The 25,465-nt window shown below is 68.7% G+C and carries 24 protein-coding genes; 10 read left to right on the top strand and 14 right to left on the bottom strand.

From position 1 onward, the window contains the following. Positions 1–49 precede the first annotated feature (49 nt). From ACFVMC_RS25270 to ACFVMC_RS25255, 4 genes are read right to left on the bottom strand one after another with little or no spacing between them, the layout of a single operon-like run. Entirely contained in the window at positions 50–868 is an 819-nt protein-coding gene (locus ACFVMC_RS25270) for an SDR family NAD(P)-dependent oxidoreductase (RefSeq protein ID WP_379214144.1), read from the bottom strand. A gap of 8 nt (positions 869–876) precedes the next feature. Further along, positions 877–1,608, bottom strand: coding sequence for a glucose 1-dehydrogenase (locus ACFVMC_RS25265; RefSeq protein ID WP_379214142.1), 732 nt, complete (start codon positions 1,606–1,608; stop codon positions 877–879). Positions 1,609–1,618: 10 nt separating this feature from the next. Beyond that, entirely contained in the window at positions 1,619–3,274 is a 1,656-nt protein-coding gene (gene kstD / locus ACFVMC_RS25260) for a 3-oxosteroid 1-dehydrogenase (protein ID WP_379214141.1), read from the bottom strand. An 11-nt stretch (positions 3,275–3,285) separates the two neighbouring features. After that, positions 3,286–4,035: a glucose 1-dehydrogenase gene (locus ACFVMC_RS25255; RefSeq protein WP_379214139.1), complete on the bottom strand. Its 750-nt coding sequence runs from the start codon at positions 4,033–4,035 to the stop codon at positions 3,286–3,288. 175 nt (positions 4,036–4,210) lie between these two features. On the opposite strand from ACFVMC_RS25255, the gene ACFVMC_RS25250 reads away from it, so the two are divergent. The 3 genes from ACFVMC_RS25250 to ACFVMC_RS25240 are packed head-to-tail and all read left to right on the top strand — an operon-like array spanning position 4,211 to position 7,065. Next, positions 4,211–5,338: an LLM class flavin-dependent oxidoreductase gene (locus ACFVMC_RS25250; RefSeq protein WP_379214137.1), complete on the top strand. Its 1,128-nt coding sequence runs from the start codon at positions 4,211–4,213 to the stop codon at positions 5,336–5,338. Between the two features lie 12 nt (positions 5,339–5,350). Then, positions 5,351–6,109 (top strand): glucose 1-dehydrogenase, encoded by a 759-nt coding sequence (locus ACFVMC_RS25245; protein ID WP_379214135.1) that lies wholly within the window; start codon positions 5,351–5,353, stop codon positions 6,107–6,109. A gap of 17 nt (positions 6,110–6,126) precedes the next feature. Next, complete coding sequence (locus ACFVMC_RS25240) at positions 6,127–7,065, top strand: alpha/beta hydrolase (RefSeq protein WP_379214134.1); 939 nt, start codon at positions 6,127–6,129, stop codon at positions 7,063–7,065. A 53-nt stretch (positions 7,066–7,118) separates the two neighbouring features. On the opposite strand, the gene ACFVMC_RS25235 is transcribed toward ACFVMC_RS25240, so the two are convergent. After that, on the bottom strand, positions 7,119–8,150 hold the full coding sequence (locus ACFVMC_RS25235) for a TAXI family TRAP transporter solute-binding subunit (protein ID WP_379214132.1): 1,032 nt from the start codon (positions 8,148–8,150) through the stop codon (positions 7,119–7,121). After that, complete coding sequence (locus ACFVMC_RS25230) at positions 8,147–10,144, bottom strand: TRAP transporter permease (protein WP_379214130.1); 1,998 nt, start codon at positions 10,142–10,144, stop codon at positions 8,147–8,149. The genes ACFVMC_RS25235 and ACFVMC_RS25230 overlap by 4 nt, the downstream gene beginning before the upstream one ends. A gap of 326 nt (positions 10,145–10,470) precedes the next feature. Here ACFVMC_RS25230 and ACFVMC_RS25225 point away from each other — a divergent pair, with 326 nt between their 5' ends. Beyond that, a complete protein-coding gene (locus ACFVMC_RS25225; RefSeq protein WP_379214128.1) occupies positions 10,471–11,262 on the top strand; it encodes an SDR family oxidoreductase in 792 nt (263 codons plus the stop codon). A gap of 94 nt (positions 11,263–11,356) precedes the next feature. Here ACFVMC_RS25225 and ACFVMC_RS25220 read toward each other — a convergent pair whose 3' ends face one another. Both ACFVMC_RS25220 and ACFVMC_RS25215 read right to left on the bottom strand, forming a co-directional pair. Beyond that, the gene (locus ACFVMC_RS25220; RefSeq protein WP_379214127.1) at positions 11,357–12,412 is read right to left on the bottom strand and encodes an aminotransferase class V-fold PLP-dependent enzyme; all 1,056 of its coding nucleotides are present in this window, start codon (positions 12,410–12,412) and stop codon (positions 11,357–11,359) included. A gap of 222 nt (positions 12,413–12,634) precedes the next feature. Further along, entirely contained in the window at positions 12,635–13,111 is a 477-nt protein-coding gene (locus ACFVMC_RS25215; RefSeq protein ID WP_379214125.1) for a nuclear transport factor 2 family protein, read from the bottom strand. Between the two features lie 298 nt (positions 13,112–13,409). Here ACFVMC_RS25215 and ACFVMC_RS25210 point away from each other — a divergent pair, with 298 nt between their 5' ends. Further along, positions 13,410–13,676, top strand: a complete 267-nt coding sequence (locus ACFVMC_RS25210; RefSeq protein ID WP_379214123.1) for a three-helix bundle dimerization domain-containing protein — start codon at positions 13,410–13,412, stop codon at positions 13,674–13,676. A gap of 163 nt (positions 13,677–13,839) precedes the next feature. Here the strand turns inward: ACFVMC_RS25210 and ACFVMC_RS25205 are convergent, their stop codons facing one another. The 4 genes from ACFVMC_RS25205 to ACFVMC_RS25190 are packed head-to-tail and all read right to left on the bottom strand — an operon-like array spanning position 13,840 to position 16,678. Continuing rightward, positions 13,840–14,724, bottom strand: a complete 885-nt coding sequence (locus ACFVMC_RS25205; protein WP_379214121.1) for a VOC family protein — start codon at positions 14,722–14,724, stop codon at positions 13,840–13,842. Positions 14,725–14,752: 28 nt separating this feature from the next. After that, on the bottom strand, positions 14,753–14,971 hold the full coding sequence (locus tag ACFVMC_RS25200; protein ID WP_379214119.1) for a hypothetical protein: 219 nt from the start codon (positions 14,969–14,971) through the stop codon (positions 14,753–14,755). A gap of 2 nt (positions 14,972–14,973) precedes the next feature. Continuing rightward, complete coding sequence (locus tag ACFVMC_RS25195) at positions 14,974–16,101, bottom strand: Rieske 2Fe-2S domain-containing protein (RefSeq protein WP_379214117.1); 1,128 nt, start codon at positions 16,099–16,101, stop codon at positions 14,974–14,976. A gap of 49 nt (positions 16,102–16,150) precedes the next feature. Continuing rightward, complete coding sequence (locus ACFVMC_RS25190; protein WP_379214116.1) at positions 16,151–16,678, bottom strand: flavin reductase family protein; 528 nt, start codon at positions 16,676–16,678, stop codon at positions 16,151–16,153. Between the two features lie 258 nt (positions 16,679–16,936). On the opposite strand from ACFVMC_RS25190, the gene ACFVMC_RS25185 reads away from it, so the two are divergent. Both ACFVMC_RS25185 and ACFVMC_RS25180 read left to right on the top strand, forming a co-directional pair. Beyond that, positions 16,937–17,770: an IclR family transcriptional regulator gene (locus tag ACFVMC_RS25185; protein WP_379214114.1), complete on the top strand. Its 834-nt coding sequence runs from the start codon at positions 16,937–16,939 to the stop codon at positions 17,768–17,770. A gap of 40 nt (positions 17,771–17,810) precedes the next feature. Beyond that, positions 17,811–18,407: a PadR family transcriptional regulator gene (locus ACFVMC_RS25180; protein WP_379214112.1), complete on the top strand. Its 597-nt coding sequence runs from the start codon at positions 17,811–17,813 to the stop codon at positions 18,405–18,407. A gap of 56 nt (positions 18,408–18,463) precedes the next feature. Here ACFVMC_RS25180 and ACFVMC_RS25175 read toward each other — a convergent pair whose 3' ends face one another. Continuing rightward, positions 18,464–18,940: a hypothetical protein gene (locus ACFVMC_RS25175; RefSeq protein WP_379214110.1), complete on the bottom strand. Its 477-nt coding sequence runs from the start codon at positions 18,938–18,940 to the stop codon at positions 18,464–18,466. Positions 18,941–19,307: 367 nt separating this feature from the next. Between ACFVMC_RS25175 and ACFVMC_RS25170 the strand changes: the two genes are divergently transcribed. The 3 genes from ACFVMC_RS25170 (at position 19,308) to ACFVMC_RS25160 (ending at position 23,665) form a co-directional block, all read left to right on the top strand. Further along, complete coding sequence (locus ACFVMC_RS25170) at positions 19,308–21,308, top strand: SDR family oxidoreductase (protein ID WP_379214108.1); 2,001 nt, start codon at positions 19,308–19,310, stop codon at positions 21,306–21,308. Positions 21,309–21,377: 69 nt separating this feature from the next. Beyond that, a complete protein-coding gene (locus tag ACFVMC_RS25165) occupies positions 21,378–22,670 on the top strand; it encodes a bifunctional 3,4-dihydroxy-2-butanone-4-phosphate synthase/GTP cyclohydrolase II (protein ID WP_379214107.1) in 1,293 nt (430 codons plus the stop codon). Positions 22,671–22,828: 158 nt separating this feature from the next. Beyond that, entirely contained in the window at positions 22,829–23,665 is an 837-nt protein-coding gene (locus ACFVMC_RS25160; RefSeq protein ID WP_379214106.1) for an expansin EXLX1 family cellulose-binding protein, read from the top strand. Here ACFVMC_RS25160 and ACFVMC_RS25155 read toward each other — a convergent pair. Continuing rightward, a complete protein-coding gene (locus ACFVMC_RS25155) occupies positions 23,655–25,343 on the bottom strand; it encodes an FAD-binding dehydrogenase (protein WP_379214104.1) in 1,689 nt (562 codons plus the stop codon). The genes ACFVMC_RS25160 and ACFVMC_RS25155 overlap by 11 nt on opposite strands. Between the last annotated feature and the right edge of the window lie 122 nt (positions 25,344–25,465).

The raw sequence follows: 25,465 nt of genomic DNA, 5'->3' as shown, positions 1-25,465 counted from the left end.
CCTTTGTTTCAGGTATGGCTGCCACGGACGGGCGCCAGGGATCCGCCGTTCAGGCGACTTCTTTCTTCATCTGGGCGGTGATGATCTTCTGGTAGCCCGGGCCGAAGAGGCGGGGGAGCAGGGCGATGAAGCGGGCGTCGGCGCCGATCAGGATCTGGGCCCGGTCCTTGCGTATGCCTTTGAGCATGGTCTTGGCAGCGGATTCGGGGCTGGTCTTGGCGAGGCGGTCGAAGTTCGCGGCCAGGGCGTCGCGGTCGCGACCGGCCCCGGCACGGGCCTTCCAGGCGATGCCGGTCTTGATCATGCCAGGGTGCACCGAACTGACTCCGACGGCGTGGCCGGCGATCTTCATCTCCTGACGCAGCGCGTCGGTGAACCCGCGGATGCCGAATTTGGTGGCGTTGTAGGCGCTTTGGCTCGGGCACGCGGCCAGGCCGAACATGGAGGAGACATTGGCGATATGGCCGTCACCGGAGGCGATCAGCTGGGGGAGAAAGGCTTTGGTGCCGTGCATGACGCCCCAGAAGTTGATCCCGACGATCCATTCGAAGTCTTCCCAGCTGAGCTCGTCGACATTGGCGGTCAGCGAGACACCCGCGTTGTTGACCAGCAGGTTGGCGTTGCCGAAATCGGCTTGCACCTGCGCCGCGTGGGCGTATACGGCGGCCCGGTCGGTGACGTCGAGGCGGTAGGGGCGCGCCACCCCGCCCGCTTCCGCACACAGCGCGGCGGTCTCGGCGACATTGTCGAGACTGCGCCCGGACAACGCCAGGCGCGCGCCGTTGCGCGCCAATTCGAGCGCGAGCGCCCGTCCGATGCCCGCGCCCGCGCCGGTGATGACAGCGACCCGGTCCTGAAAGTTCTTCACGGTGTTCCTTACTTGGTGGTGTAGCCGCCGTCGGCGACGAACTCGGAGCCGGTGCAGTACCCGGCCTCCTCGGAGATCAGGAACAGCACCAGGGCGGCCAGCTCCTCGGGCGCCGCGGCGCGCGGCAGCGGCTGATCGCCGACCATCGAGTGCGAGCGCGCGGATTCCGAGGTCATCTCGGTGGCGACCACGCCCGGATGAACCGAGTTGACCCGGATGCCGTCCGCCCCGAATTCCTGTGCGGCCGCCTTGGACATTCCGCGCACCGCCCATTTGGAGGCGACGTAGCCGAGGATGTTGCTGAAGGCGATGATGCCGCCGATCGAGGAGATGTTCACGATCGACCCGCCGCCGCCCCGGCGCATCGACGCGACCACGGATTTCATCCCGAGGAATACGCCGATCTGGTTCACGTCGAGCACCTTGCGGAAGTCGGCCTCGGCCAGCCGCTCGATCGGATCGACGTGCACGATGCCCGCATTGTTGATCAGGCCCCACACCGGGCCGAACAGCCGCTCGGTCTCGGAAATCACATCCTGCCAAGCGGATTCGTCGGTGACATCGAGCGGGAGGAACGCCGCTCGCGCGCCGAGTTCGGCCGCGACCGCCTTGCCCTCGTCCACCAGGACGTCGGTGATCACCACCGCCGCGCCCTCGGCGACCAGCCGGCGCGCGAAGGCGGCGCCCATACCGCGCGCGCCACCGGTGACGATCACGGTCTTGCCGTTGACCCTGCCCATGTTCTGCTCCTTACTGTTCGTGGTCGGCGAGATGCTGGGCCGCCAGGTAGCCGAACACCATCGCGGGTCCGATGGTGGCGCCCGCGCCCGCGTAGCTGTTGCCCATCACGGCGGCCGAATTGTTGCCCGCCGCATAGAGTCCGGGGATCGCGGCGCCGTCGGCGCGCAGCACCCGGGAGTGTTCGTCGGTGACCAGCCCGCCTTTGGTGCCGAGATCGCCGGGCACCATCTCGACCGCGTAGTACGGGCCCTGATCCAGCGGCGCCAGACAGGGATTGGGGCGCACGGTCGGGTCGCCGTAGTAGCGGTCGTAGGCGGATTCGCCGCGGTGGAAGTCCTCGTCGCGTCCGGCCCGGGCGAATCCGTTGAAGCGCTGCACGGTCGCGGTCAGGGTGTCGGCGGGCACGCCGATCAGCCCCGCGAGTTCGGCGAGGGTGTCGGCCTTCTTGATGATGCCCGCGTCGAAATACTTCTGCGGGATCGGCCTTTTGGGGAAAGTCCCCAGGAACAGATACCGGTCGCGGAATCGCTGATCCATGATGAAGTGCGCGGGCACATGGCTCACGGCGCTGGTGTGCCGGTCGTACATGGTGTGCACCACGTCGACGTAGCTGGCCGATTCGTTGGTGAACCGTTCGCCCGCTGCGTTGACCATGATCCCGCCGGGCTGCGAGCGTTCGGCCAGACAGAAGAACGGTGGGCCGTCGGGATTGCGCACGGACGGGCCCCACCAGGCGTCATCCATCAAATCCAATGCCGCACCCGCGGATTCACCCGCGCGGATGCCCTCGCCGACATTCTCGACCGCGCCGACGGTCCAGTCGGTGCTCACCGGCGCCGCGAAGTACTGCTCGCGCATCGCGAGGTTGTGTTCGAACCCGCCCGCCGCCAGGACGACACCGCGCCGCGCCCGGATCTCGACCGGCACGCCGTCGCGCTCGGCCCGGACTCCGGCCACCATGCCGTCGACGACGATCAGTTCCCGCAGCGGGGTATTCAGCCACACGGGTACCTGCGCGTCGCGCAGCGCCAGCCACAGCCGTGCCACCAGCGCCTTGCCCAGGGCGAGCGGAATTCGCCCGCGCAGCCGGTTGCCGATCGCCTGCAAGCCCACTCGCACCGCGGTGCGCTTGCCCTTCCAGGTGCGCCCGATCATGTTCAGGTCGTGGAAGTCGCTGACCGTGAACGCGATTCCCTTCGGGCCGGACATGGTCGGCTGGTTGATCAGTGCCAGATCATCACCGAGCAGGCGTCCGTCGACGATCGCCGGTTCGATGCTGCGGCCCTGGGCGAGGCCGCCCGGCTTCTCGGGGTGGTAGTCCGAATAGCCGCGGTCGTAGACGAAACGCAGGTGCGGTGTCCGCGATTGCAGGTAGGTCATCATGCGGGGGCCGTTGTCCAGGAATGCGTCCTGCTTGGCCTGCGGAACCCGGTCGCCCACAACCTCTTTCAGATACACCCGGGCCAGGTCGGGGCTGTCGGGCACAGCCTCGCGGACCAGTACCGGATTGTTCGGTATCCACACGCCGCCGCCCGAGCGCGCCGTGGAGCCGCCGAACTTGGCGCTCTTCTCGATCAGGACCACCGAGAGCCCGCGATAGGCGGCGGTGAGCGCGGCGGTCATCCCGGCCGCGCCGGACCCGACCACTACGACGTCGTATTCCATCGCTGTCTCCCTCAGTATCCCGCGCCGGTGAGCATGCCGCCGTCGACCACGACCTCGGTGCCGGTGCAGTAGCTCGCCGCGTCGGAGGCGAGGAAGACCACCGCCTCGGTCACCTCGGCGGGCTGTCCCCAGCGCGGGATCGGCAGTCCGGCAAAGAATGTGTCGCCGTCGACGCCGGAGCCGGCGGCCGCGGTCATCGGGGTGGCGATACCGCCGGGATGCACCGAGTTGACGCGGATTCCGTGCTTGCCGAGCTCGCGGGCCGCGGACTTGGTCACGCCGCGCAGCGCGAATTTGCTTGCGCTGTAGGCGGAGAGCCCGGCCGCGCCGACGAAGCCCTCGATCGAGGAGATGTTGACGATGGACCCGCCGCCGGATGCGGCCAGTGCCGGGGTGACGGTCTTGATGCCGAGCCACGCGCCGGTCACGTTGACGTTCAGCATGGTCGTGAAGTCCTGCACGGGCATGTCCGCGATGGACTGGAACCGCAGCATTCCGGCGTTGTTGACCAGCGTGTCGAGCCGCCCGAACCGGCTCAGGGTTTCCGAAACCGCTGCTGCCCACTCGGTTTCGCTCGTCACGTCGTGGTGCACGTAGTGGCAGCCCGGGCCGATCTCGGCCGCCAGCGCCGTGCCCGCGTCGTCGAGGACGTCGCCGAACACCACCTGGGCGCCCTCGGCGACGAACCGCCGCACATGTTCTGCGCCCATTCCGCGCGCGCCACCGGTGACCATCGCGACCTTGCCTGCGAGACGACCCACTCGATCCTGCCTTTCCGCTACCGCCCCCGCTGACTGTCATCCCCCGTCGATCCCGAAGGTAAGTCCGCCGTCGCGCCCCGAGCCGCCGCAGTCTCAGCTACCGAGACATGCGGCTGACCTCCACGCAAGCATCGGAAATATTTCTACTAGGCATATAGAGACCTGGAGGCAGTGAATGAAGTTCTCGATGATCTTCGAGGCGCAGATGACCAACCCGTCGGCCGATCACGAAAAGCAGGTGCTGCGTGACTGCGTCGAGCAGGCCGTGCTGGCCGAGGAGATGGGTTTCGACACCGTCTGGGCCGTCGAGCACCACGGCCTGAAGTGGTACGCGCATATGAGCGCCCCGGAGATCTTCCTGACCTGGGTCGCCGCGCGCACCTCCCGCATCCGCATCGGGCACGGTGTGGTGTGCATGCCGTTCAACTTCAACCATCCGGTGCGCGCGGCCGAACGCGCGGCCATGCTGGACGTGCTCTCGGGGGGTCGGGTCAACCTCGGTGCGGGTCGTGGCGCCACCCCGCAGGAGACCTCCATGTGCGGTGTCGATCCCGACCGCACCTATCAGGAGGTCGAGGAGTCGCTGCGCATCATCGGCAAGGCGTGGCAGGACCCGGAGGGCGAATTCGAGTGGCACGGTGAGCTGCTCGACATCGACCCGCACCCGCTGCTGCCCCGCCCGGTGCAGCTGCCGCATCCGCCGCTGTTCATGGCGTGCACCAAGAAGGACACCCTGAAGCTGGCCGCCGACTACGGCATCGGCGCCCTGGTACTCGGTTTCGCGGGCATCGAGGAGATCGCCGAACTGCGCCGCACCTATGACGCGGCGATCGCCGAGCGCACCGGGGACAAACTGGTCTCCACCGTGGTCAACGACCATTTCGCGGCGTTGTGCCCGACCATCGTGCTCGACGATCGAGAGCAGGCGCAGCAGATCGGCGCCCGCGGTCAGCGCTTCTTCGCCCAGTCCATCAAGCACTGGTACGGCGCGGGCCCGGTCCCGGACGAGGCCATCGACCCGGCCGTCGACGAGGTGGCCGGGATCAAGAAGGCCGCCGAGGAGCACCTGGCCTACCTGCACGAGGCCAAGATCCCGGTGAAGCCCGGCGCCACCTCGGTCTTCAATGTCGAGCACGCCTACGGCAGCCCCGAGGACGCCATCGCCTACGTGGAGCGGCTGCAGGCGGCCGGAGCGGACGAGATCCTGTGCCTGATCCAGATGGGCACGGTGCCGCAGGAGGCGTGCCTGGAGACCATTCGCCACTGGGGCGAGAAGGTCATTCCGCATTTCCGGAACAAGTAGAAAGCCGTCGACATGTCCGATCTGACAGGCAAAGTCGCGATCATCACCGGCGCGGCGCGCGGACAGGGCGAGGCGGAGGCTCGCCTGTTCGTCGAGCGTGGCGCACGGGTCGTCCTGACCGATGTACTCGAGACCGAAGGGCAGGCGGTCGCCGAATCCCTCGGTGACGCGGCACGATTCGTGCGGCACGACGTGAGCAGCGCCGCGGACTGGGCGACGGCGGTGCGGACCGCCGTCGAGACCTTCGGCGGGCTGCACACACTGGTCAACAATGCCGCCATCTACACCGCGAAGCCGCTGACCGAGACGAAAGCCGAAGAGCTGGACCGTATTCTGCGGGTGAATCTGATCGGCGCGTTCCTCGGGATCCAGGCGGTGGTCGATCCGCTGGCCGCCGCGGGCGGCGGTTCGATCGTCAACATCTCCTCGCAGGCCGGGTTGCAGGGGCTGCCGGGGCACGCGGCCTACGGCGCGTCCAAGTGGGGTCTGCGCGGTTTGACCAAGACCGCGGCATTGGAGCTGGGTCCGGCGGGCATCCGGGTCAACTCGGTGCACCCGGGCCCGATCGCCACCCCGATGATCGGCCACCTCGGGCTGGCCACCGGTCCGGGCAGCTTCCCGACCCTGCCGCTGGGCCGCGTCGGGCTCCCCTCGGAGGTGGGCACGCTGGTCGCCTTTCTCGCCTCCGACGATTCCGCCTTCATCACCGGCGCGGAACTGGCCGTCGACGGCGGTCTGTCCGCGGGCCCGTTCATCCCGCCGTCGGAATAACCAGTCAGGAGGCGGCGATGCCGCTGAAACCCGAAGCACAGGTCATCGTGGACGCCGCGAGCGCCACGTTCCCGAAACTCGGCACCGAGGTGCTCGACGCGGCGCAGGCGCGGCGCATGCTCGCCGCCCGCCCGGCCCGCACGGTGGAGCCGATCCCGGTTCGCAAGGTCGAGGAGCGACTGGTGCCCGGCCCGGACGGCGCCGCGCCGGTGCGGGTCCGGATCTATCACCCGGCCGGAGCGAGCGGCGAGCTGCCCGCGATCGTGTTCTGCCACGGCGGCGGCTTCACCATCTGCAGCCTGGATTCCCACGACCAGCTGTGCCGGTCCATGGCCAATGAGGTGGGCGCGATCGTCGTCTCGGTCGATTACCGCCAGGCGCCCGAGCATCGATTCCCCGCCGCCGCCGAAGACGCCTACGCCGTGCTGTGCTGGGTGGCCGAGCTCAAAGCCTCGCTGGGCGGTGACCCGACCCGGATCGCCGTCGCGGGCGACAGCTCCGGGGGCAACCTGGCCGCGGTCACCGCGCTCATGGCCCGCGACCGGCAGGGCCCGTCGATCGCCCACCAGCTGCTCATCTACCCGATGCTGGATCCGGCGTGCGCCACCGGCTCCTATCGGGACAATGCCGAGGGCTACTTCGTCACCGCCGACCATCTGCGGTGGTACTGGGAGCAGTACCTCGGTGCCGACCACGGCGCCGCGCACCCGTACGCGGGGCCCATCGCCGCCGATCTGCACGGCCTGCCCCCGGCGCACATCGTCACCGCGGAGTACGACCCACTGCGCGACGAGGGCGAAGCCTACGGCGCGCGGCTGCGCGCGGCGGGCGTCGAGGCCGCGGTACACCGCTACGACGGCGAGTTCCACGGCTTCTTCAGCATGGCCGAGCAGCTCCCGGACGCGAAAGCCGCTGCTGCGCTGGCATATTCCGCACTGCGCCGCGCCTTGGCATGACCCCGCGGACGCGAGCACCCCGCCGGTGGGCGGGGTGCTCGGGCGGTCGCGGGTCAGTGCGTGAAGGCGTGGGTGGCGCCCCGGTGCATCGGGACCGGGCTGGTCTTCTGGGCATTGTCCTTGACGATGCCCTTGGCGGCCGAATTCGCCTGCTCCAGTTGCGGTTTGCGATCGTAGACGGCCTTGGCCAGTACGCAGGCCAGGTTCGCGTCCAGGTCGTCGCGGACCAGCAGGACATTGGGCACGACAATGGTTTTGGCGTCGGCGGGCAGCCCGTACGTGGCGGCGGGGATGGTGCCCTCCTCGTAGACGGGGCTGACCTTCTGCATCGCGGTGGTCAACGCGGCGATGTCGAGGAACTCGACCTGATTGCCCGCCGAGGTGAACAGGTCGGTGATGCCCGGCGTGGGCAGGCCGCCGGAGAAGAACATGGCGTCGATGGAGCCGTCCTTCATACCGTCCACGGTCTTGGTGAGATCGAGGCGCTGGGCGGAGATATCGCTGTCGGGATTGAGGCCCGCGGCCTCGAGGACCCGGTTCGCGATCACCTCGGTGCCGGATTTCGGCGATCCGGTGGAGATCCGCTTGCCCCGCATGTCGGCGACCGAGTTGATGTTCGCGCTCTTGCGCACGACCACCTGGGTGTAGTTCGGGTACAGCCGGGTGAGCGCCTGCACCGGTTGCTTCTTCCCGTCGAAGCTGCCGGTGCCGAGCACCGCGTCGGCGGCGGTGTCGGCGAGCGAGAACGCCACCTGATAGGTGCCCGCCACCAGCTGCTGGATGTTCTGCACCGACGCACCGGTTTCCGCGGCGGTCGCCTTCACGGTGCCGTTGGTGGCTTGCGAAACCTGTTCCGCGTAGGCGTTTCCGAGCGCGAAGTAGACGCCGGTGGCGTTGCCGGTGGCAATGCCGACCCGGGTCTCCTGATGCACCTCGCAGTTCACCTCCCCGCCCGCGTCGGCCCTCGGCGCGTCGCGACGCCCGCCGCAGCCGGTGAGCAGTCCCGCCGACAGCACCGCGACACCGAGTAGCGCGATCACCCCGGCCGGCTTGGACCTGACGAAACCCCTTGCGACTGCGCTCATGTCGTCCTCCTCTGTGACCAGGCAGTGACCCCGACGGCCGCGACGACCGCGGCCAGCCCGATGACGATCGCACCGGGCTCCAGGTAAAGCAACGTCAGACCGCCGACCGCCGCGAGCACGCGGGCGGTCTTTCCGGCGGGTCCGACGCCGAGAATCCAGCCGCCGGTGGCGGCGGAGAGCGCGGCCACAGCCAGGCACGCGACCACCGTCGTCCACAGCACGCCGACCAATGACCCACGCGCCAAGAGGGATTCGCCGTTGGCGGTCATCACGAACACCACCGGCACCAGGAAGGCGGGCAGCGCGTACTTCAGGGTCTGCCACATGGTCGGCAGCGTCTTCCCGCCGGTGATGGCGGCCGCGCCGACCGCGGCCAGGGCCGTCGGCGGCGTCACCTCCGACAGCACCGAGTAGTAGAAGACGAACATGGCCGCCGCCGGGGCAGGCACCTCCAGGGCCAGCAGCGCCGGACCGATGATCGCCCAGCCGATGATGAACGACGCCGTCACCGGGATCGCCAGGCCGAGCATGGCCAGGGCGACGGCCGCGAAGATCACGGTGAGCGCGAGGACCACCGTCTGGTTGTCCGATACCGCACCCGCCGCCTTGACCAGCAGCGCGGCCAGCTGCGCGCCGAGGCCGGTCTTGGTGGTCATCGCGGTGATCACGCCGGCCGAGGTGCACACCGCCACCACCGGCAGCGCCGAACGCACACCGGAGCTCAGCGCGGTGAAGACCAGTTTCGGCGAGAGCGCCCGCGCCCGGGTCCGGCCGTCCAGGAACGACAGCGCGAATGCCAGCAGCGTCGCGTACACGACCGCCTTGGTGGCGCTGACATCCAGCAGCAACAGCACCACGATCACGATCAGTGACAGGAAGTGGTAGCCGAACCGGCCCAGCTGCCGCCATACCGACGTGGTCGCGACCTCCACCGGCCGGGTGCCCAGCCGCCGCGCGTCGATCTCGACGGCGAGCAGAATTCCCAAGTAGTACAGGACCGTCGGGATCAGCGCCCAGCCGAGCACCGTCACATAGGAGACCTCGAGGTATTCGGCGACGATGAACGCCGCCACGCCCAGGGTGGGCGGGGACAGGATCGCGCCGACGCCGGCCGCTGCGAGCATGCCGCCGGCCTGTTCCGGCGGATACCCGGCCTTGCGCAGGATCGGCCAGGTGACCGCGCCGACGCTGACCGCGGTCGCCGTGCCGGACCCGGAGACGGTGCCGAGCAGGAAACCCGAGGCGACGGTGGTGCGTCCGGCGGCGGTGCGCGAGCGCCGGAACGCCGAGACCGACAGATCCACGAAGAACTGTGCGGCGCCGGAGAATTCGAGTACCGCGCCGTAGAGGGTGAACAGCACGATATAGGTGGCGGCGACATCGAGCGGGGTGCCGAAGAATCCGCTGGACGAGTTGTAGAGCGCGTCGACGATCTGCGAGAAGTCCAGTCCCGCATGGGCGATGGACCAGTCCTGAGGCATCAGGCCGCCGTAGTAGGCGTAGGCGACGAAGGCCAGGCACACCACCGGCAGCACCCAGCCGGTGGTGCGGCGGCAAGCCTCCAGCACCAGCACCAGCAGGATCGCGCCCATGGTGATGTCGACCGGATCGAACAGCGCCTGGCGGTCCAGGAACTCGTCGTATCCGCCGCCGCCGGAGCCGATCGGGAACGGCAGCACCGGGTACAGGCACACAGCCAGCGTCACCGCCGCCAGCGCCCAATCCACCGGCCCGGGGCCGGATTCGCGGTCCAGCCAACGGATTCCGGACCGGTAGGCCAGGAACACCAGCGGCAGCGTGCCCGCCAAGAAGACCACCAGGTAGTACTGGCTGCCCTGCGGTAGCGGGCGGAACACCTGCCAGAGTGCGAGCAGCGCCACCGCGAAGGCGACGGCGGCGACGATCCGGTCCGGCCAGCCGGAGAGCGGGCGAGCCGGGCGCTCCTCGTCGTCGACCTCGATGGTCTCGGGCAATTGTCTTGGCTCATCCGGCATTTCGAGCCGCGTGGTCTCGAACCGGCCGGGTTCGACCGGAGCGTCCGGCGGGACCGCCCCGGGGTCTGGTTGCCCGGGCCGCGCAGCAGACGCTTCGCCCCCCGATCGAGCGTCCTGCGAGTCCAGCATGGCGCGACGATATCAACGCGCTAGGTCAAGATCACATACTTTTCAAACATGTTCGTCTGAACATTAACTGTCCCTTAGGTGTGGGGATGACCACATGTTTCGAGGTTCGGCCACCGGGACTCGAGTCGCCGGGCGCGGGCTGAGGGCGCACAATCGGGGGCCAACGGTTGGCATCGACGTGGATGTGGTGGGCTGGAATGATTCTGGATCGGTTTCGGATCGACGGGCAGGTCGCGGTCGTCACGGGCGCGGGGCGCGGGCTCGGTGCCGCCATTGCCGTCGCCTTCGCCGAGGCGGGCGCGGACGTGGTGATCGCGGCGCGCACCGAGGACCAGCTCGACGAGGTGGCCGAACGCGTTGCGGCGGTCGGGCGGCAGGCGCATGCGGTGCCGGCCGATCTGCGGGATCCGGACGCCACCGCCGCCCTGGCCGCGGTGGCGGTCGAGGAATTCGACCGCCTCGACATCGTGGTCAACAACGTCGGCGGCGCCCTGCCGAGCCCGCTGCTGGACACCACGCCGGCGGCGCTGTCGGAGGCGTTCGGGTTCAATGTCGCCAACGCGCACGCGCTGGTGCGCGCCGCGGTACCGCTGATGCTGGACTCGGCCGGCGGGGGTTCGATCGTCAACATCACCTCGGCCATGGGGCGGCTACCCGGGCGGGCGTTCGCCGCCTACGGCACCGCGAAAGCCGCTCTGGCGCACTACACTCGGCTCGCCGCCGCGGATCTCAGCCCACGCGTCCGGGTGAACGCCATCGCGCCCGGCGCCATCCTGACCTCGGCGCTGGAGGTGGTCGCGGGTAATGCCGCCATGCGCGCCGAACTCGAGGACAAGACCCCGCTGCACACCCTCGGCGAACCGGAGGACATCGCGGCGGCGGCGCTCTACCTGGCATCCCCGGCGGGCAAGTACATCACCGGCAAGGTACTCGAGGTCGACGGCGGCCTGATCACCCCGAATCTGGCCATCCCGCTGCCGGATCTGTGAGAGCGGCGATTTCGGCCCGCGAGACGTGCCGGCCGTCCCGCCGGATCGGTGCGGGCGCACCGATCCCCGATGGGGACATGCGATCACAGCGGGCTCAGCTGTCGTGGTGCTCGCCGAGCGCCGCGAGCGCGTGCTCGACATCGGCATCGGAGTTGTAGAGGTGGAAGGAGAAACGGAGGCCGCCGGCGCGGGCGGAGGCGAGGACTTCCGCTTGTTCCAGACGGTTTTCGGCGGTGCCCGCGCCGGGAATGGCGACGATGGCGGAGGATTGTTCGATCGGCTGATATCCGAGGGCGCGGGCCCCCGCGCGGAAACGACCGGCCAGAGCCAGGTTGTGGGCGTGGATCTTGTCGATGGTCAGTTCGTCCAGGAGCTCGAGCGCGGCCCGGGCCGCGATGACGCCGATCCAGTCCGGGGTCTGGTCGAAACGTCTTGTACCGGTGGGCAATGCGATCGGGTTGTACAGCTCCGCCCAGCGGTCCTCGGCGGCGTACCAGCCGGGACCGACCGGCCGCAAGTCGGCTGCGGCGGCCGGGCTCGCCGCGAAGAACGCGACGCTGCGGGCACCGACCAGCCATTTGAAAGTCGCACAGACCCAGTAGTCGGCATCGGCGAAGTCGAGCGGATACCAGCCCGCTGCCTGCGTGCTGTCGAGCAACAACTTCGCACCGTTGGCCCGGGTGGCTGCGCGTAGCAGCGCGGTGTCGGCGATGCGTCCGTCCGCCGACTGTACGACGCTCACCGCCACCAGTGCCGTCTCCGGGCGCACGTCCGCCGCCAATCGTTCCAGCGGAACAGTTCGCACGGCGAGGTCGCCCCGGAACAGGAACGGCATCGTCACCGAGGCGAATTCTCCTTCGGCCACGAGCACTTCCGCGCCTGCGGGCAGGGCGCTTGCGACCGGGGCGATGAGTGCCGACACCGTGCCGCCGAGCGCGATGTCCTCGGCCGTCGCCCCCGTCATGAGCCGGGCGAACCCCGCCCGCAACTCCGGGACCAGATGGTCCTGCACCGGCGGTGCTCCCCGTCCCGCCGCCCACCGATCCTGTGCTTCCCGTACCGCCGCCACCGCCCGCGCGGGCGGCAACCCGTGCGAGGCGGTATTCAAATAGGTGGTCTCGGGAGTGAATTCGGCAGGTGCGAGCGACATATCCCGAGCCTGAACCTCGCACACCGACCCGTCCAGCGCCACTACTGCCAATCTGGCCCTATCTACCGCCAATCCGCCTGATCGTCGAACCGAACCGGTACCTGCCCCCGCTGCGGCCCGAACAGGGCTGCGTTTCGCTCGAGTGGTCCCCGACGGCACATGGTGCAGCGTCGGTGGTGCCGGTTCGCGGCGTCGGCACTGTGGTGCCGCCGAATGCGCCGCTCAGTCGGACCTCGCCCACATGTTGCTGAGCAGCGTGAAGCTGGGGATGTCCGAAAGTGCCTGGGAGGCTTCGTAGATACGCTGGTAGCCGGTGGCGGTGATGCGCCACCGGCCGTCCTCGTCACGGCGGTAGCGGTCGGTGTAGTAACCGGAGCCGCGGATCAGGACGCCGAAGTCGGTGGCGATCACCGTGTCTTCGAAAAGCCAGCTGCCGGTGGCGGTTTCGCCATCGATTTCGATTTCCGGCTGGGTGGCGACGTGGGTGGTGACCACGTTCGGTCCCAGGTTCGCGCGCATGAAGTCGGTGATCGCGGTACGGCCGTCGAGCACGAGTGCCTTGCCGAGCGCGTGGGTGCCGTAGCGGCCCTCGGCGTCGACGGCGAGGGTGTCGGCGAATTCGTCCCAGAGCTTGAGGTCCAGGGTGCGGAAGTAGCGGTACTTCAGGCGGTGCAGCGCTTCGAGTGCGTCGAGATCCATGGCTCAGGCTCGCACGTGCACGCCGCCGGGGCTCGATGTTCACCTGGGGAATTCCGGTGAGCGGGATGTGCGGTGGACACCCGGGGCGAGACGGACGCTTCCGCTCAGATGCGTGGGGGTCTGCGGCACCTCACATCGACCCAGCGGCCATGACACCGGTTGGCGACGGCCGAGTGAATACTCGGTGAACAGTCGGCTCGTCCCGCCCTTCGTGGCAGGAGAATCGGGATCGTGCGGGTACTCGCCGTGTGGGCGCATTGCCCGCATCCGGAATCCCTTCCGCGCCGAGGAGCCAGCCGTGACCGTGAGCCCAGTCAGCCCCAGCCACCACCAGCCCCACGATCCCGCGCTCGACCAGGAGGCCGCGCTGCGGATCGCCGCGACCCGCCTGGCCGAGGAATTCGACGGTGTGGCCGACGCCGAGGCCATCGCCGGCCTGCTTCGCGCCGCCCACCGCCGCCTGGCCGAGCACGCCACGCTCGACAATTTCCTACCGCTGCTGGCCGAGCGGTACACCCGCGAATTCCTGCGCGCGGCCGCCGAGCGGCGCACACTCTCGCGGTGAACGTCATCGACCTTGCCGAAGTCGACCGGCAGCGGTTCGGTGAGTGGTCGAATGGCCGAGCAGACCGATCCGGTCGGCCAGCATCAGCGGCTGGTGCTACGGCAGCGGATTCACGCCGGTGCCGAGCCGGATCCGCCGGGTGCGCGGCGATGATTTCGAGGTCCTAACGGGACCAGTCGTGACCCCAGTAGCTGTCGGCGGTGATTTCCTCTGCGGTGTAGGTGGATTCGTCGACCTTGACGCCCTCGGTGCCGAATTCGAGATCCCAGCCGCCGGGCGTGCGGACGTAGAAGGAGATCATCTTGTCGTTGGTGTGGCGGCCCAGCGTGGAGGACAGGTGGTAGCCGGCCTTGCCGACCCGGTCCAGCGCGCGGCCCACATCGTCGAGCGCGTCCACCTCGACCATGATGTGCACCAGCCCCGAACTCTCCTGTCCGCCGGAGGGAATCAGCGCCAGACTGTGGTGGCGCTGATTGACGCCGAGGAAGCGCACCCGCATGGGCCCGTACTCCGGCGGAGTCGGCAGCCGGAACGCGCCGCGCGGCGCGAACCCGAGCACCTCGGTGTAGAACCGGAACGCGGCATCCAGGTCCGGTACCGGCAGCACCGCGTGCCCGAGACCCAATCCGTCTGTCACGAAACGGTTTCCGTGCTGGCCGACGACGGGGGAGTGGTCGAGGACCGGTCCGTGGAAGACCTCGACGGTGGTGCCGGAGGGATCGACGAAACTGATCGCCTCCTCGACCCGGCGCGCGTCTGCCTCCTCGAGCGAGAGCGGGGTGACCGCGATGCCGAACTGTTCCACCGCCGCGCGCACCTGCGCCAGGGCCCGATAGTCGCGTACCTCCCAGCCGATGGCGAGCACCTTGTCGGTCTCGCCGGGCACCAGCACCAGGCGAGCGGCGCGCTCGTCCATGCGCAGGTAGACGGCGTCCGGGTCGGGGCCGGAGCCCGGCGCGAAGCCGATCACGTCGAAGGCGAAGGTCCGCCACGCCTGGGGGTCGCTCACGGCGACCTTCACATATCCGAGTGAGCTGATCACAGCCATGGGGAAAGTCCTTAGGAGAGAGGGAGATTCAGAGAAGATCGTGGTCGCGGGTGTGCAGGCCCAGCGTGCCCGCGCCGACGGCGGCGTCGATGCTGCGGCGCAGCGCCGGGCACCCCTGGAAGGGCCCGGCGGTCGCCTGGGCACAGGTCCGCGCGGCCGCCCCGGACCACTGCACACTGGTGTGCGCCGGACTGAACTTGACCACGCCGACCCGATTGCCGCAGGCCTGGCAGCTGACCGTCGCCATGGTCAGACGCTCTGCCGGGCGGCGAGATTGCCGGCCACCTCGGCCTCCCACGCGCTGACCGCGCGGGTGGTGTCGACCTCGAATTCGAAACGGTCGGTCATGTTCTCGTCGATGTCCTCGACATCACGGTAGAACTGCTCGTACCAGCGCCGCAGCTGGTAGACCGGCCCGTCCTCCTCACACAGCAGCGGATTGTCGATGCGGGTCTTGCGTTCCCAGATCGCGACATCCTGCTCGAAGCCGCGACCAAGGCCACCGGCGAACCGCACCGCCATGGCGTCGGCTTCCTCCGGCGCGAGTCCCGGCTGCTTCTTCACGATCGCGCCGTACTGGAGCACGAACTTCGTCGGCGTCACCGGGTAGTGGCAGTTGATCAGCACGGCCTCCACGCGCATGCCGTCGGATTCGCTGACCAGGTTGTCGATCATGTAGGAGGGTCCGTGGTAATGCGCCTCCGAGCGCAGTACATTCTGCCCGCCCGCCTCCTTGGCCAGCTCGCCCTGCACATCGGCGCGGCCGAGCGAGGTCATGTACTGGCTGGCGATGTGGCCTTCGAAGACATTCTTGAAATAGGTCGGGAAGGCGAAGTGCACATAGAAGAAGTGCGCCATGTCGACCACATTGTCGATCACCTCGCGGCAGTTGGCGCCCTCGATGGTGATCTGGTTCCAGGTCCAGTCGCTCCACTCGTCGCTGAACGCGCCCTCGATGCGGGGGATGGCGACCTCGTCCGGCGGTGGATTGCCCTGCGGGTCGTTCCAGACGAACAGGTGCCGATTCTGTTCGAGGGTGGGCCAGGACTTGGTGCGCGCCAGCGGCGGCACGCGGCGGCCGTAGGGTATTCCGGCGCAGCGGCCGTTGCCCTTCCAGCGCCAGTCGTGGAACGGGCAGGCGAGGGTGTCGCCCTTGATGGTGCCGTCGCCGAGATTGCCGCCCATGTGCCGGCAGTAGGCGTCCAGCACGTTCAAGGTGCCGTCACCGGCCGCGAAGACCACCAGTTCGGTGCCGAAAGCCGTGATGGTGTGCGGCTTTCCGTCGCGGAAGGAGTCCGCGAGGCCGAGGCAGTGCCAGCCGCGGGCGTAGCGCGCGGGCGGAGCGCCGGTGTCGATCACGCGCACCTGATCGGTCATGATGTGAATCCTCCGAAGGGTATTTCGGTCAGGTTTATGACGGGCTGGGTTATTTCGATGCTGAGACGGCGGCGCGGTGGCCGGTAGGGGTGGTCTCACTCAACGGGCGCGCCGTCAAGCGCTCGAAAGCCGAGCGGTAGAACAGCAGTGGCGGCGCGTCGCGCAGTTCGCCCAGCCCGGTGACATGGCCGACGACGATGGTGTGGTCGCCGCCGTCGAGCTCCTGTGCCAGGGTGCAGTCGATCCAGGCGAGCGCGCCCGCGAGCAGGGGCGCGCCGTTGGGCGAGGTGCTCCATTCGAGGTCGGCGAACTTGTCCGGACCCGGGCGCCCGAGCCGGCGGCACACGGTCTCCTGGTCCTCGGCCAGGATGTTCACGCAGAATCGGCCGACCTCTCTGATCCGGGGCCAGGTGCTGGAGGTGCGCGCCGGGAACAGCGCGACGGCGAGCGGGTCCAGCGACAACGCGGAGAACGACTGACAGGCGAAGCCCAGCGGCTCGGTGTCGTATGCGGTGACCGCGGTGACGCCGGTACAGAACCGGCCGAGGACAGCCTTGAAGTCGAGGTCGACGGCCATGCGGGCTGCCATCCTTTCACGACGAAGTTTCGAATAGGAATATTCCGTTTCGCCATGAAAGTAAGCTGTGAGCTCGCGGGGGTGTCAAGGGCGGATTCCGGCTACCGAGAAGATCCGTAGCGATCTACGTAGTTTCCGGGATTCGTCGTTCCGCCCGGGTCGGCACTGTGATTGGGGACACAGCGAGGAGTGTCGAAAGTGCACATGCCTAGTCGAAATACTCCTAAGCTTGGACGCGCTACACCACTGGAGGTAACCATGACGGTCGAGATGCTCACCCATCCCGAGTCCGGCGAGGCGTGGGCCGCGGGCCGGGCGGCCAAACCGGTCCCGCCGGTATCGATGATCGAGCGAATGACGTTGATCCTGGACGCATTCGACGGTTCCACGCCGACGCTCACCCTGCTCGGGCTGGCCGAGCGCACCGGCCTGCCGCGCTCGACGGTGCATCGCATCCTGGACCAGATGATCCGGTTGCGCTGGCTCGCGCACGCGCCCGGCGGTTACCGGCTCGGCATGCGCACGCTGGAACTCGGCGGACTTGCCGCCGACCACAACGAGATTCGCGATGTGGTGAGCCCGCTGCTGCACGATCTGGCCCAGCGCACCGGCATGGTCGGGCATCTGGGTGTGCTGGACGGGCGCGAGGTGCTCTACCTGGACAAGGCTGGCGGTCGCGGCGCGGCGCACGTCCCGACCCGGCTGGGCGGCCGCATGCCCGCGCACTGTACGGCTCTGGGCAAGGCGCTGCTCGCGTCGCTCGAGCCCAGCATCGTGGAGGCTTCCTTCCGGGATCCGCTACCCCAGTTGACCTCCCGGACCATCGCGGACCGTGCCGAATTGCACCGCGAGCTGGCCCGGATCCGGCACCGCCAGGGCGTGGCCGTCGACAACGAGGAGGCCGTGGCCGGCATCGCCTGCGTCGCGGTTCCGGTGCGCGGACGCGGAGCGGCCGTTGCCGCGCTCTCGCTGACCGCTCAGATCACCGGCGAGCGAACGGCCCTCGATACCGCCAGGCTGGCCCGGGTGCTGGTCGAGGTGGCGCACGAGGCGGGGCGCAGTCTGTTCCCGCGGCATGCGCGGTGGCGGTAAGTCTGGCCAGGAATATGCCTAGACGATATAGTCACGACCCGTGAGTGACGTCAAGGTGCCGCAGCTGCCCACCACGAGCTGGGCCGTGCTCGGAATGCTCTCGCACGCAGAGGAATTGTCCGGCTACGACCTCAAGAAGTGGGCCGATTGGAGCCTCCAGTTCTTCTACTGGAGTCCGTCGTTCAGCCAGATCTACGCCGAACTCAAGCGCCTGGAGAAACACGGCTACGCGACCTCGCGCACGGTGCTGCAGGATGACGGCGTCCGCGGCAAACGCATGTACGCCATCACCGAAGCCGGCCGCGCCGCCGCCGCCACCTGGGTCAATCACGCCTCCGTGGAAGCGCCCGTCCTGAAACACAGCGTCATGCTGCGGGTGTGGCTCGGCCATCTCGCCGAACCCGACCGCCTCCGCGAGATCCTGACCGAACACATCGATTACGCCGAGCGTATGCGCAAGCTGGCCGAGATCGACGCCGAAGGCGCCGAGGAGAACCCCGACTGGGCCTACCCCGGCGCGGTGCTGCGCTGGTGTGTCCGCCACTACGAGGCCGAACGCGACTTCGCGAAAGAGCTGCTCGCCGATGTCGGCAAGCTGCCGGTTGCGCGGAAGGGCAAAGGGCGCAAGGTGTCCTGAGCCGATGGGGGCCTATGCGGAGTCCGCGGGCCGGCCCGTGACGATCGGCTGGCTGCCTACCGGGTGATGGTGACGGACGGGCAATAGTGCCGAATCGTCGCGAGGATGGCATCCGGGGTGGCCTGCAACGGGGCTGTGGGGATGGTGTGGAGGTCGCGGAGGCCGGGGAGGATGGTCAGCCGGGTCGGCGTGGCGTGGATCAGGGCGATCTCGGGCCAGGTGAAGGTGGTGACATCGCCGTCGATATGGGTCAGGCCGTGCGGGGTGATGACCAGACGTGGTGTGGTGCGCGAGATTTCGCGGGCGAGCCAGAGGCTGCCGCAGCCGAGCGCGGTCCACAGCCCGCCGAGCACGAGTCCGAAGGCGACACCGAGGTGGTCGAATGCCGGGCTGCGATCCGCGATCGCCCCCAGTGCGGACAGGACCACAGCCGAGCCGCCGCCGGCGAACACGATGCCGACCGCCAGGCAGAACCAGTAGTCGAGCATGGCCGTGTGGGATTGCCGATAGGTCGTCGATGTCCCGTACGCCATCGCCACCGCCGAACCGCCCGACACGAACGGACCGCCTGTCCGCCGATCGCCCAGTCTACGGGTGGAGTGCCGGCGATCGGCGACATTCCCGCGGAGGTCGTTGTCCTCCCGGACGCGCGACGGCCCACGTCGAATGCACTGTGTCTGACTGCGGGTAACTGGAAAGTCTTGTCACACATACCGTCTGACCTGGGCGAACGGGGTGACCAGTTCCACACCGAATGGCTTTGCCGGGACCGGCCCGCGCCTATTACAGTTTCTAATCAGTCGGGCCGAAGCTGTTCCCCGGCTTCTTTCATCCGCATCCATTGCTGCATGTCGGATCGGCGTTGCGCCACAAGACGATTCAAGACAAGCAGGAGGATCGATGACTTCCTACATCGTGACAGGCGGTACCGGATTTCTCGGGCGGCGGGTGGTGCAGGGCTTGCTCGACGCCGATCCCACGGCGATCGTGCACGTACTGATCCGCTCGGCCTCGTCGGCGAAATTCGACGAGCTGGCCGCGGGCTGGCACGGCGGTGAGCGGGTGTTCGCTCTGCTCGGCGACCTGACCGCTGCGGGCCTCGGCCTCGCGGACAACCCGCCCGCGGCCGACCACGTCGTCCACCTGGGCGCGGTCTACGACATGACGGCCGACGAGGCCACCGCGCACGCCGCCAATGTGGCGGGCACCGAATCGGTGATCGCGCTGGCCCGTGACCTGGACGCGGTCCTGCACCACGTGTCCTCGGTGGCGGTCGCCGGTGATCACCGGGGCAAGTTCTTCGAGGAGGACTTCGACCTCGGCCAGCAGCTCACCTCCCCGTACCACCGGACCAAGTTCGCCGCCGAGAAGCTGGTCCGCGCGGCCGAGGGCCTGCGCTGGCGGGTGTTCCGGCCCGCGATCGTGGTCGGCGATTCGCGCACCGGCGAGATGGACAAGATCGACGGCCCCTACTACTTCTTCCCGGCCATCGCGAAGCTGGCCGGGCTGCCCGCCGAGCTGCCGGTCCCGCTGCCCGATCTGGGCGCCACCAATATCGTGCCGGTCGACTACGTGTCCGCCGCGATGGTCGAACTGATCCGCCGTCCCGGCCTGGACGGCCGCACCTTCCACCTGGTCAATCCGGAGCCGCAGCCCTTCGACGAGATCTACGGCGCGCTGGCCACCGCCGCGGGCGGCCCGGCCGGTATCGGCGTCGTCCCGGGCAGTGGTCGCGCGCTGAACGGTCTCGCGCAGCTGCCCGGCGTCCCGGCTGTCCGCGATTTCCTGTTCGAGCAGGCCGGGATCCCCGCCGCGGTCGCGCCGCATGTCGGTTTCACCGCGCAGTTCGTTGCCGAGTCGACCCAGGCGCAGCTGCGCGATTCCGGCCTGAGCGTGCCGTCGTTCGACAGCTATGCCGATCGGCTGTGGCAGTACTGGCGGGCGAACCTGGACCCGGACCGCGACCGTCCGGCCGCCGGCGACCCGTTCGCCGGGCGGATCGTGCTGATCACGGGCGCGTCCTCGGGGATCGGGCTGGCCAGCGCACACGCGGTGGCCAGGCGCGGCGCCACGGTGCTCATGGTGGCGCGCGGGCGCGAGGATCTCGACGCCGCGGCCGCATCCGTGCGCGCCGAGGGCGGCTCTGCCTACGCCTACCCGTGCGACATCACCGACCCCGAGGCCGTCGAGTTGCTGGTCAAAACCGTGCTGCACGATCACGACCACGTCGACTACCTGGTCAACAACGCGGGCCGGTCGATTCGGCGGGCGGTGGTCAATTCCACCGATCGCATGCACGATTTCGAGCGGACCATGGCGGTCAACTACTTCGGTGCGGTGCGGCTGATCCTGGCGCTGCTGCCGTCCATGCGGGCGCGGCGGTTCGGCCATATCGTGAACATCTCCTCGATCGCCGTGCAGACAAAGGTGCCGCGCTTCGCCGCGTATGTCGCCAGCAAGTCCGCCCTGGACAACTTCTCCGATATCGCCGCCGTCGAGAACCGGGATGCCGGAATCACTTTCACCTCGGTGCGGATGCCGCTGGTGCGCACGCCCATGATCGCGCCGACCGATCTGTACAAGTCGATTCCGGTGCACGATCTGGATCAGGCGGCCGCGATCGTGCTGCGCGCGCTCGAGCAGCGCCCGCATCGGATCGACACGCCGGTGGGCACTTTCGCGCAGGCGGTCGATCTGCTGATGCCGTCGGTGAAGCGATCCATTCTGCACCGGGGCTACCGGATGTTCGGGGAGTCGCGGGCGGCGCAGGGCGGCGAGCCGAAGTCCGCGGGTTCCGCTCGCGGTCCGCTGACCGCGCTCGCGCCGGTCCTGCTGCCGCTGATGGCGCTGCCGACGCCCGCGGCGAAGGTGACCAGGGTGATTCCAGGACTGCACTGGTAACCACTCACTGAGACATCTCCTGTCGTGCCTGGCTAGGAATATTTCTACTAGGCATATAAGGAGGTGGTCATGCGGACCGAGCTGGATCCCGTCGAGGCGGGGATCGCCGCCATCGCGGCGGGCGGAATGGTCGTGGTCGTCGATGACGAGGACCGCGAGAACGAGGGTGATCTCGTGCTCGCGGCCGCGCTCGCGACGCCGGAGCAGATCGGATTCATGGTGCGCCACACCAGCGGTGTGCTGTGCGCGCCCATGACCGGCGCGGACCTGGATCGGCTGCATCTGCCGCCGATGACGGCGGTCAACGAGGATCCCAAGGGGACGGCATACACGGTCTCGGTGGACGCCGCTACCGGGATCAGCACGGGTATCTCGGCCGCCGACCGGGCGCGGACGCTGCGCGCGCTGGCCGACCCGCGCACGGTCGCCGGCGATCTCACCCGTCCGGGCCACGTGTTTCCGCTGCGCGCCGACCCGGACGGCGTCCTGGGCCGCCCCGGGCACACCGAGGCGGCTGTCGATCTGACCCGGCTGGCGGGCTTGCCGCCCGCCGGGGTGATCGCCGAACTCGTGCGCGACGACGGCGCGGTGGCACGGTTGCCGGAGCTCGTCGAGTTCGCCCGGGCGCATGGGCTGCCGATCATCTCTATCGCCGATCTCATCGCCTACCGCGGCACGCCGCGCCGAGTGGTCGAGACCCGGCTGCCCACGCGGTTCGGCGAGTTCCGGGTGGTCGGTTACCACGATGAGATCACCGGAACCGAAACGCTCGCCCTGGTTTTCGGTACGCCGGACGCCGAGGGTGCGCTGGTCCGGTTGCATTCGGAATGTCTGACCGGCGACGGGCTCGGTTCGCTGCGCTGCGATTGCGGTGACCAGTTGGAGGCCTCGTTGCGGCTGGTCGCCGCGACCGGCAGCGGTGTGGTCGTGTACCTGCGCGGCCAGGAAGGCCGGGGCATCGGTTTGCTGAACAAGCTGCGCGCCTACGAACTCCAGGATCGGGGCGCGGACACCGTCGAAGCAAATCTGGCGCTGGGGCTTCCGGTCGACGCGCGGGAGTATCGGGCCGGGGCGCAGGTGCTCGCCGATCTGGGCATCCGGTCGGTCCGGTTGCTGAGCAACAATCCGGCCAAGCAGGCGGGATTGGCGGCGCATGGTATCGAGGTGACACAGCGCCTGCCGTTGCGGTCGAGGCCGACCGAGCACAATATCCGCTATCTGCGCGCGAAGCGTGATCGGATGGACCACCAGTTGCCCTTCGGAGACGACGGCGGTGTGGCTGGGTGGAGCTTTTCCGATTCTCGCGAGAACGGTCCCGGCGAGTTGCCGAGTGATTGCCACATTACGTCCGTTTCACTGTGAAGTATTTACGTTCGCGGCGTGCCGGCGGCGTCCCGCTGCTTTGCTGATGCGGTCAGGAGGCAGAGTCCACGAGCTGGGTGAGCGGGAAGCCGGGGTCCGCGGTGCACCGAATACCTTTGAGTCGAAGTCATTTTCGGCAGAGCTGGGCGTGGTCGGCGGTGGGTGTACTGCTCGCCGTCGTCGGGCTGCTCGTGTGGGTGGCCAGACCCGAGTCGACGCCCTGTGCGGCGACCGGCACCGCCGGCTTGGTCACCGAATTCCCCACCCCGCCGAGTAGTTCCGGCATCGCGACCATGCGGACGACGGTCTCCCCGCCGGCCGCGGTGGTGGGCGAGGCCCGCTACTTCCGCTTCGCGCCCGGCGTGGCCTGCTCCTTCCCGGATCTCCCGGTGGACGGTTACTATGCCGGCGTCTCCACCCTGGAGTACGGCACCGCCGATCTGTGCGGCGCGTACCTGGACGTGCACGGCCCGAACGGTGCGGTGCGCGTGCTCGTCGCCGACCACTGCCCCGGTTGCGCCCCGGGGCAATTGGACCTGAGCGCCGCCGCGTTCGCCGAAATCGCCGACCCGGCCCACGGCGTCGCCGATATCCGCTACCGAGTCGTACACAATCCCGACCCGGCGCCGGAGATCGGTTACGAGATCAAGGCGGATTCCTCCGAGACCTGGCTGGCCATCCTGTTCACCGGCACCGGCAATCCGCTGCGCCAGGTCTCGATCCGCTCCGCCGAGGCCGACGCCTGGCTCCCGCTCGTGCATACCTCCGACAACCACTGGACCATCACCGGCGCGGGCGCGGGCCCGTTCGGTCTGCGGCTGACCGATATCCACAACCAGGCCACCGAGATCCACGGGCTGACGCTCACCACCGGCGTCAACCGATCCGGCACCAGCCTGTACACGATCACCCCGCCACCACCGGTCACCACACCGGCGCCGGTGCCCCGGCCGAGCGCGGCCCCGCTCTCGGCCGAGTGCGCGGCTAGCGGCTGAGGCGGGCGGCGAGGGCGCGGCCCGCGGCGCGGCCGGAGAAGATGCAGCCGCCGAGGAAGGTGCCTTCCAGCGCGTTGTAGCCGTGCACGCCGCCACCTCCGAAGCCCGCGACCTCGCCCGCGGCGTAGAGGCCGGGAAGAGGGGTGCCGTCGGGGCGGATCACCTGCGAGTCGAGATCGGTTTGCAGGCCGCCGAGCGTTTTGCGGGTGAGGATGTTCAGGCGCACGGCGATCAGGGGGCCCGCCGCGGGATCCAGGATCCGATGCGGTTTGGCGACTCGACCGGCCTTGTCGCCGAAGTACTGCCGGGCGTTTGTCATGGCCATGAGCTGGCTGTCCTTGCTGAACTTGTTGCCGATCTCGCGGTCGCGGGCGACGATCTGGCGTTCCAGCGTGGCGTAGTCGAGCTGCGGGCCGCGGGCGATCTTGTTCATCCCGTCTACCAGGTCGCGCAGATTGTCGGCGACCACGAAGTCGGCGCCGTGCTGCTTGAACGCTTCGACCGGGCCGGGCGCGCCCTTGGCGACGCGGCTCTTGAGCGTGAGTTTGAGATCCTTGCCGGTGATATCGGGGTTCTGCTCGGACCCCGAGAGCGCGAACTCCTTCTCGATGATCGACTGGGTGAGCACGAACCACGAGTAGTCCTCGCCGGTGGCCAGGATCTCCTTCATGGTGGCGTTGGTGTCGAAACCGGGGAAACACGGTGCGGGCAAACGCTTTCCGTGCGCGTCGAACCACATCGAGGATGGGCCCGGGATGATTCGGATGGCGTGATCGGGCCAGATCGGATCCCAATTCATGATGCCCTCGGTGTAGTGCCACATCCGGTCCCGGTTGACGATCGCGCCGCCGGCGGCCTCGGAGATGCCGAGCATGCGGCCGTCCACGTGCGCCGGCACGCCGGAAATCAAGGTCTGCGGGCACGGGCCCAGCCGATCCACCGGCCAGTTCCGGCGGATCAGCTCATGATTGTGGCCGATGCCGCCCGAGGTGACGACGACTGCCTGCGCACGGAACTCGAAGTCGCGCACCACCTCTCGCGAGGAAGCCTGGCCCCGCGCCAGATTGGAATCCGCCAGCACACTGCCGCGAACACCTACCACCGCACCGTCCTGCACGATCAACTCGTCGACGCGATGGCGGAAGCTGAAGCCCACCAGCCCCTTGCGCTCGGCCTCCAGCACGGGCTCGGCAAAGACCCGCACCACCTCCGGCCCCGTTCCCCAGGTGAGATGGAAGCGCGGCACCGAATTGCCGTGCCCGTCGGCGAATCCGCCACCTCGCTCGGCCCAGCCGACCAGCGGAGTCACCCGCAATCCCAAGGCGTGCAGGTAATCTCGCTTCTCGGTGGCGGCGAAACGGACGTAGGCCCGCGCCCACTGTCGTGCCCAATGGTCCTCGTCGTCGCGGTCGAAGCCGGCCGAGCCGAGCCAATCCTGTAGCGCCAGCTCATAGGAGTCGTGGATGCCGAGGCGGCGCTGCTCCGGGCTGTCGACGAAGAACAGCCCGCCCAGCGACCAGAACGCCTGCCCGCCGAGGTTGTTGCTGTTCTCCTGGTCCAGCAGGTGCACCCGGTGCCCGGCCTGGCTCAGCTCGTAGGCCGCGACCAGCCCGGCCAAGCCCGCTCCGACCACGATCACCTCGGCCGATTCGGCGAATTCGGGGCTGCAGTTCTTCATGTCGATCCCTAAGTTCGTAGGTGTCTGGGGTTGGTGCCCTGGATGCCCAGGGCGGTGGGGTGTAGCTCATGTCGGTTTGCCTTTGGTGAGGCTCCGAAGGACTGGCTGCCCCGCCGTGCTGG

It is taken from the genome of Nocardia sp. NPDC127579 (genome assembly GCF_042672005.1).
Lineage (GTDB): Bacteria > Actinomycetota > Actinomycetes > Mycobacteriales > Mycobacteriaceae > Nocardia.
This window is presented reverse-complemented; position numbering and strand designations above follow the sequence as displayed.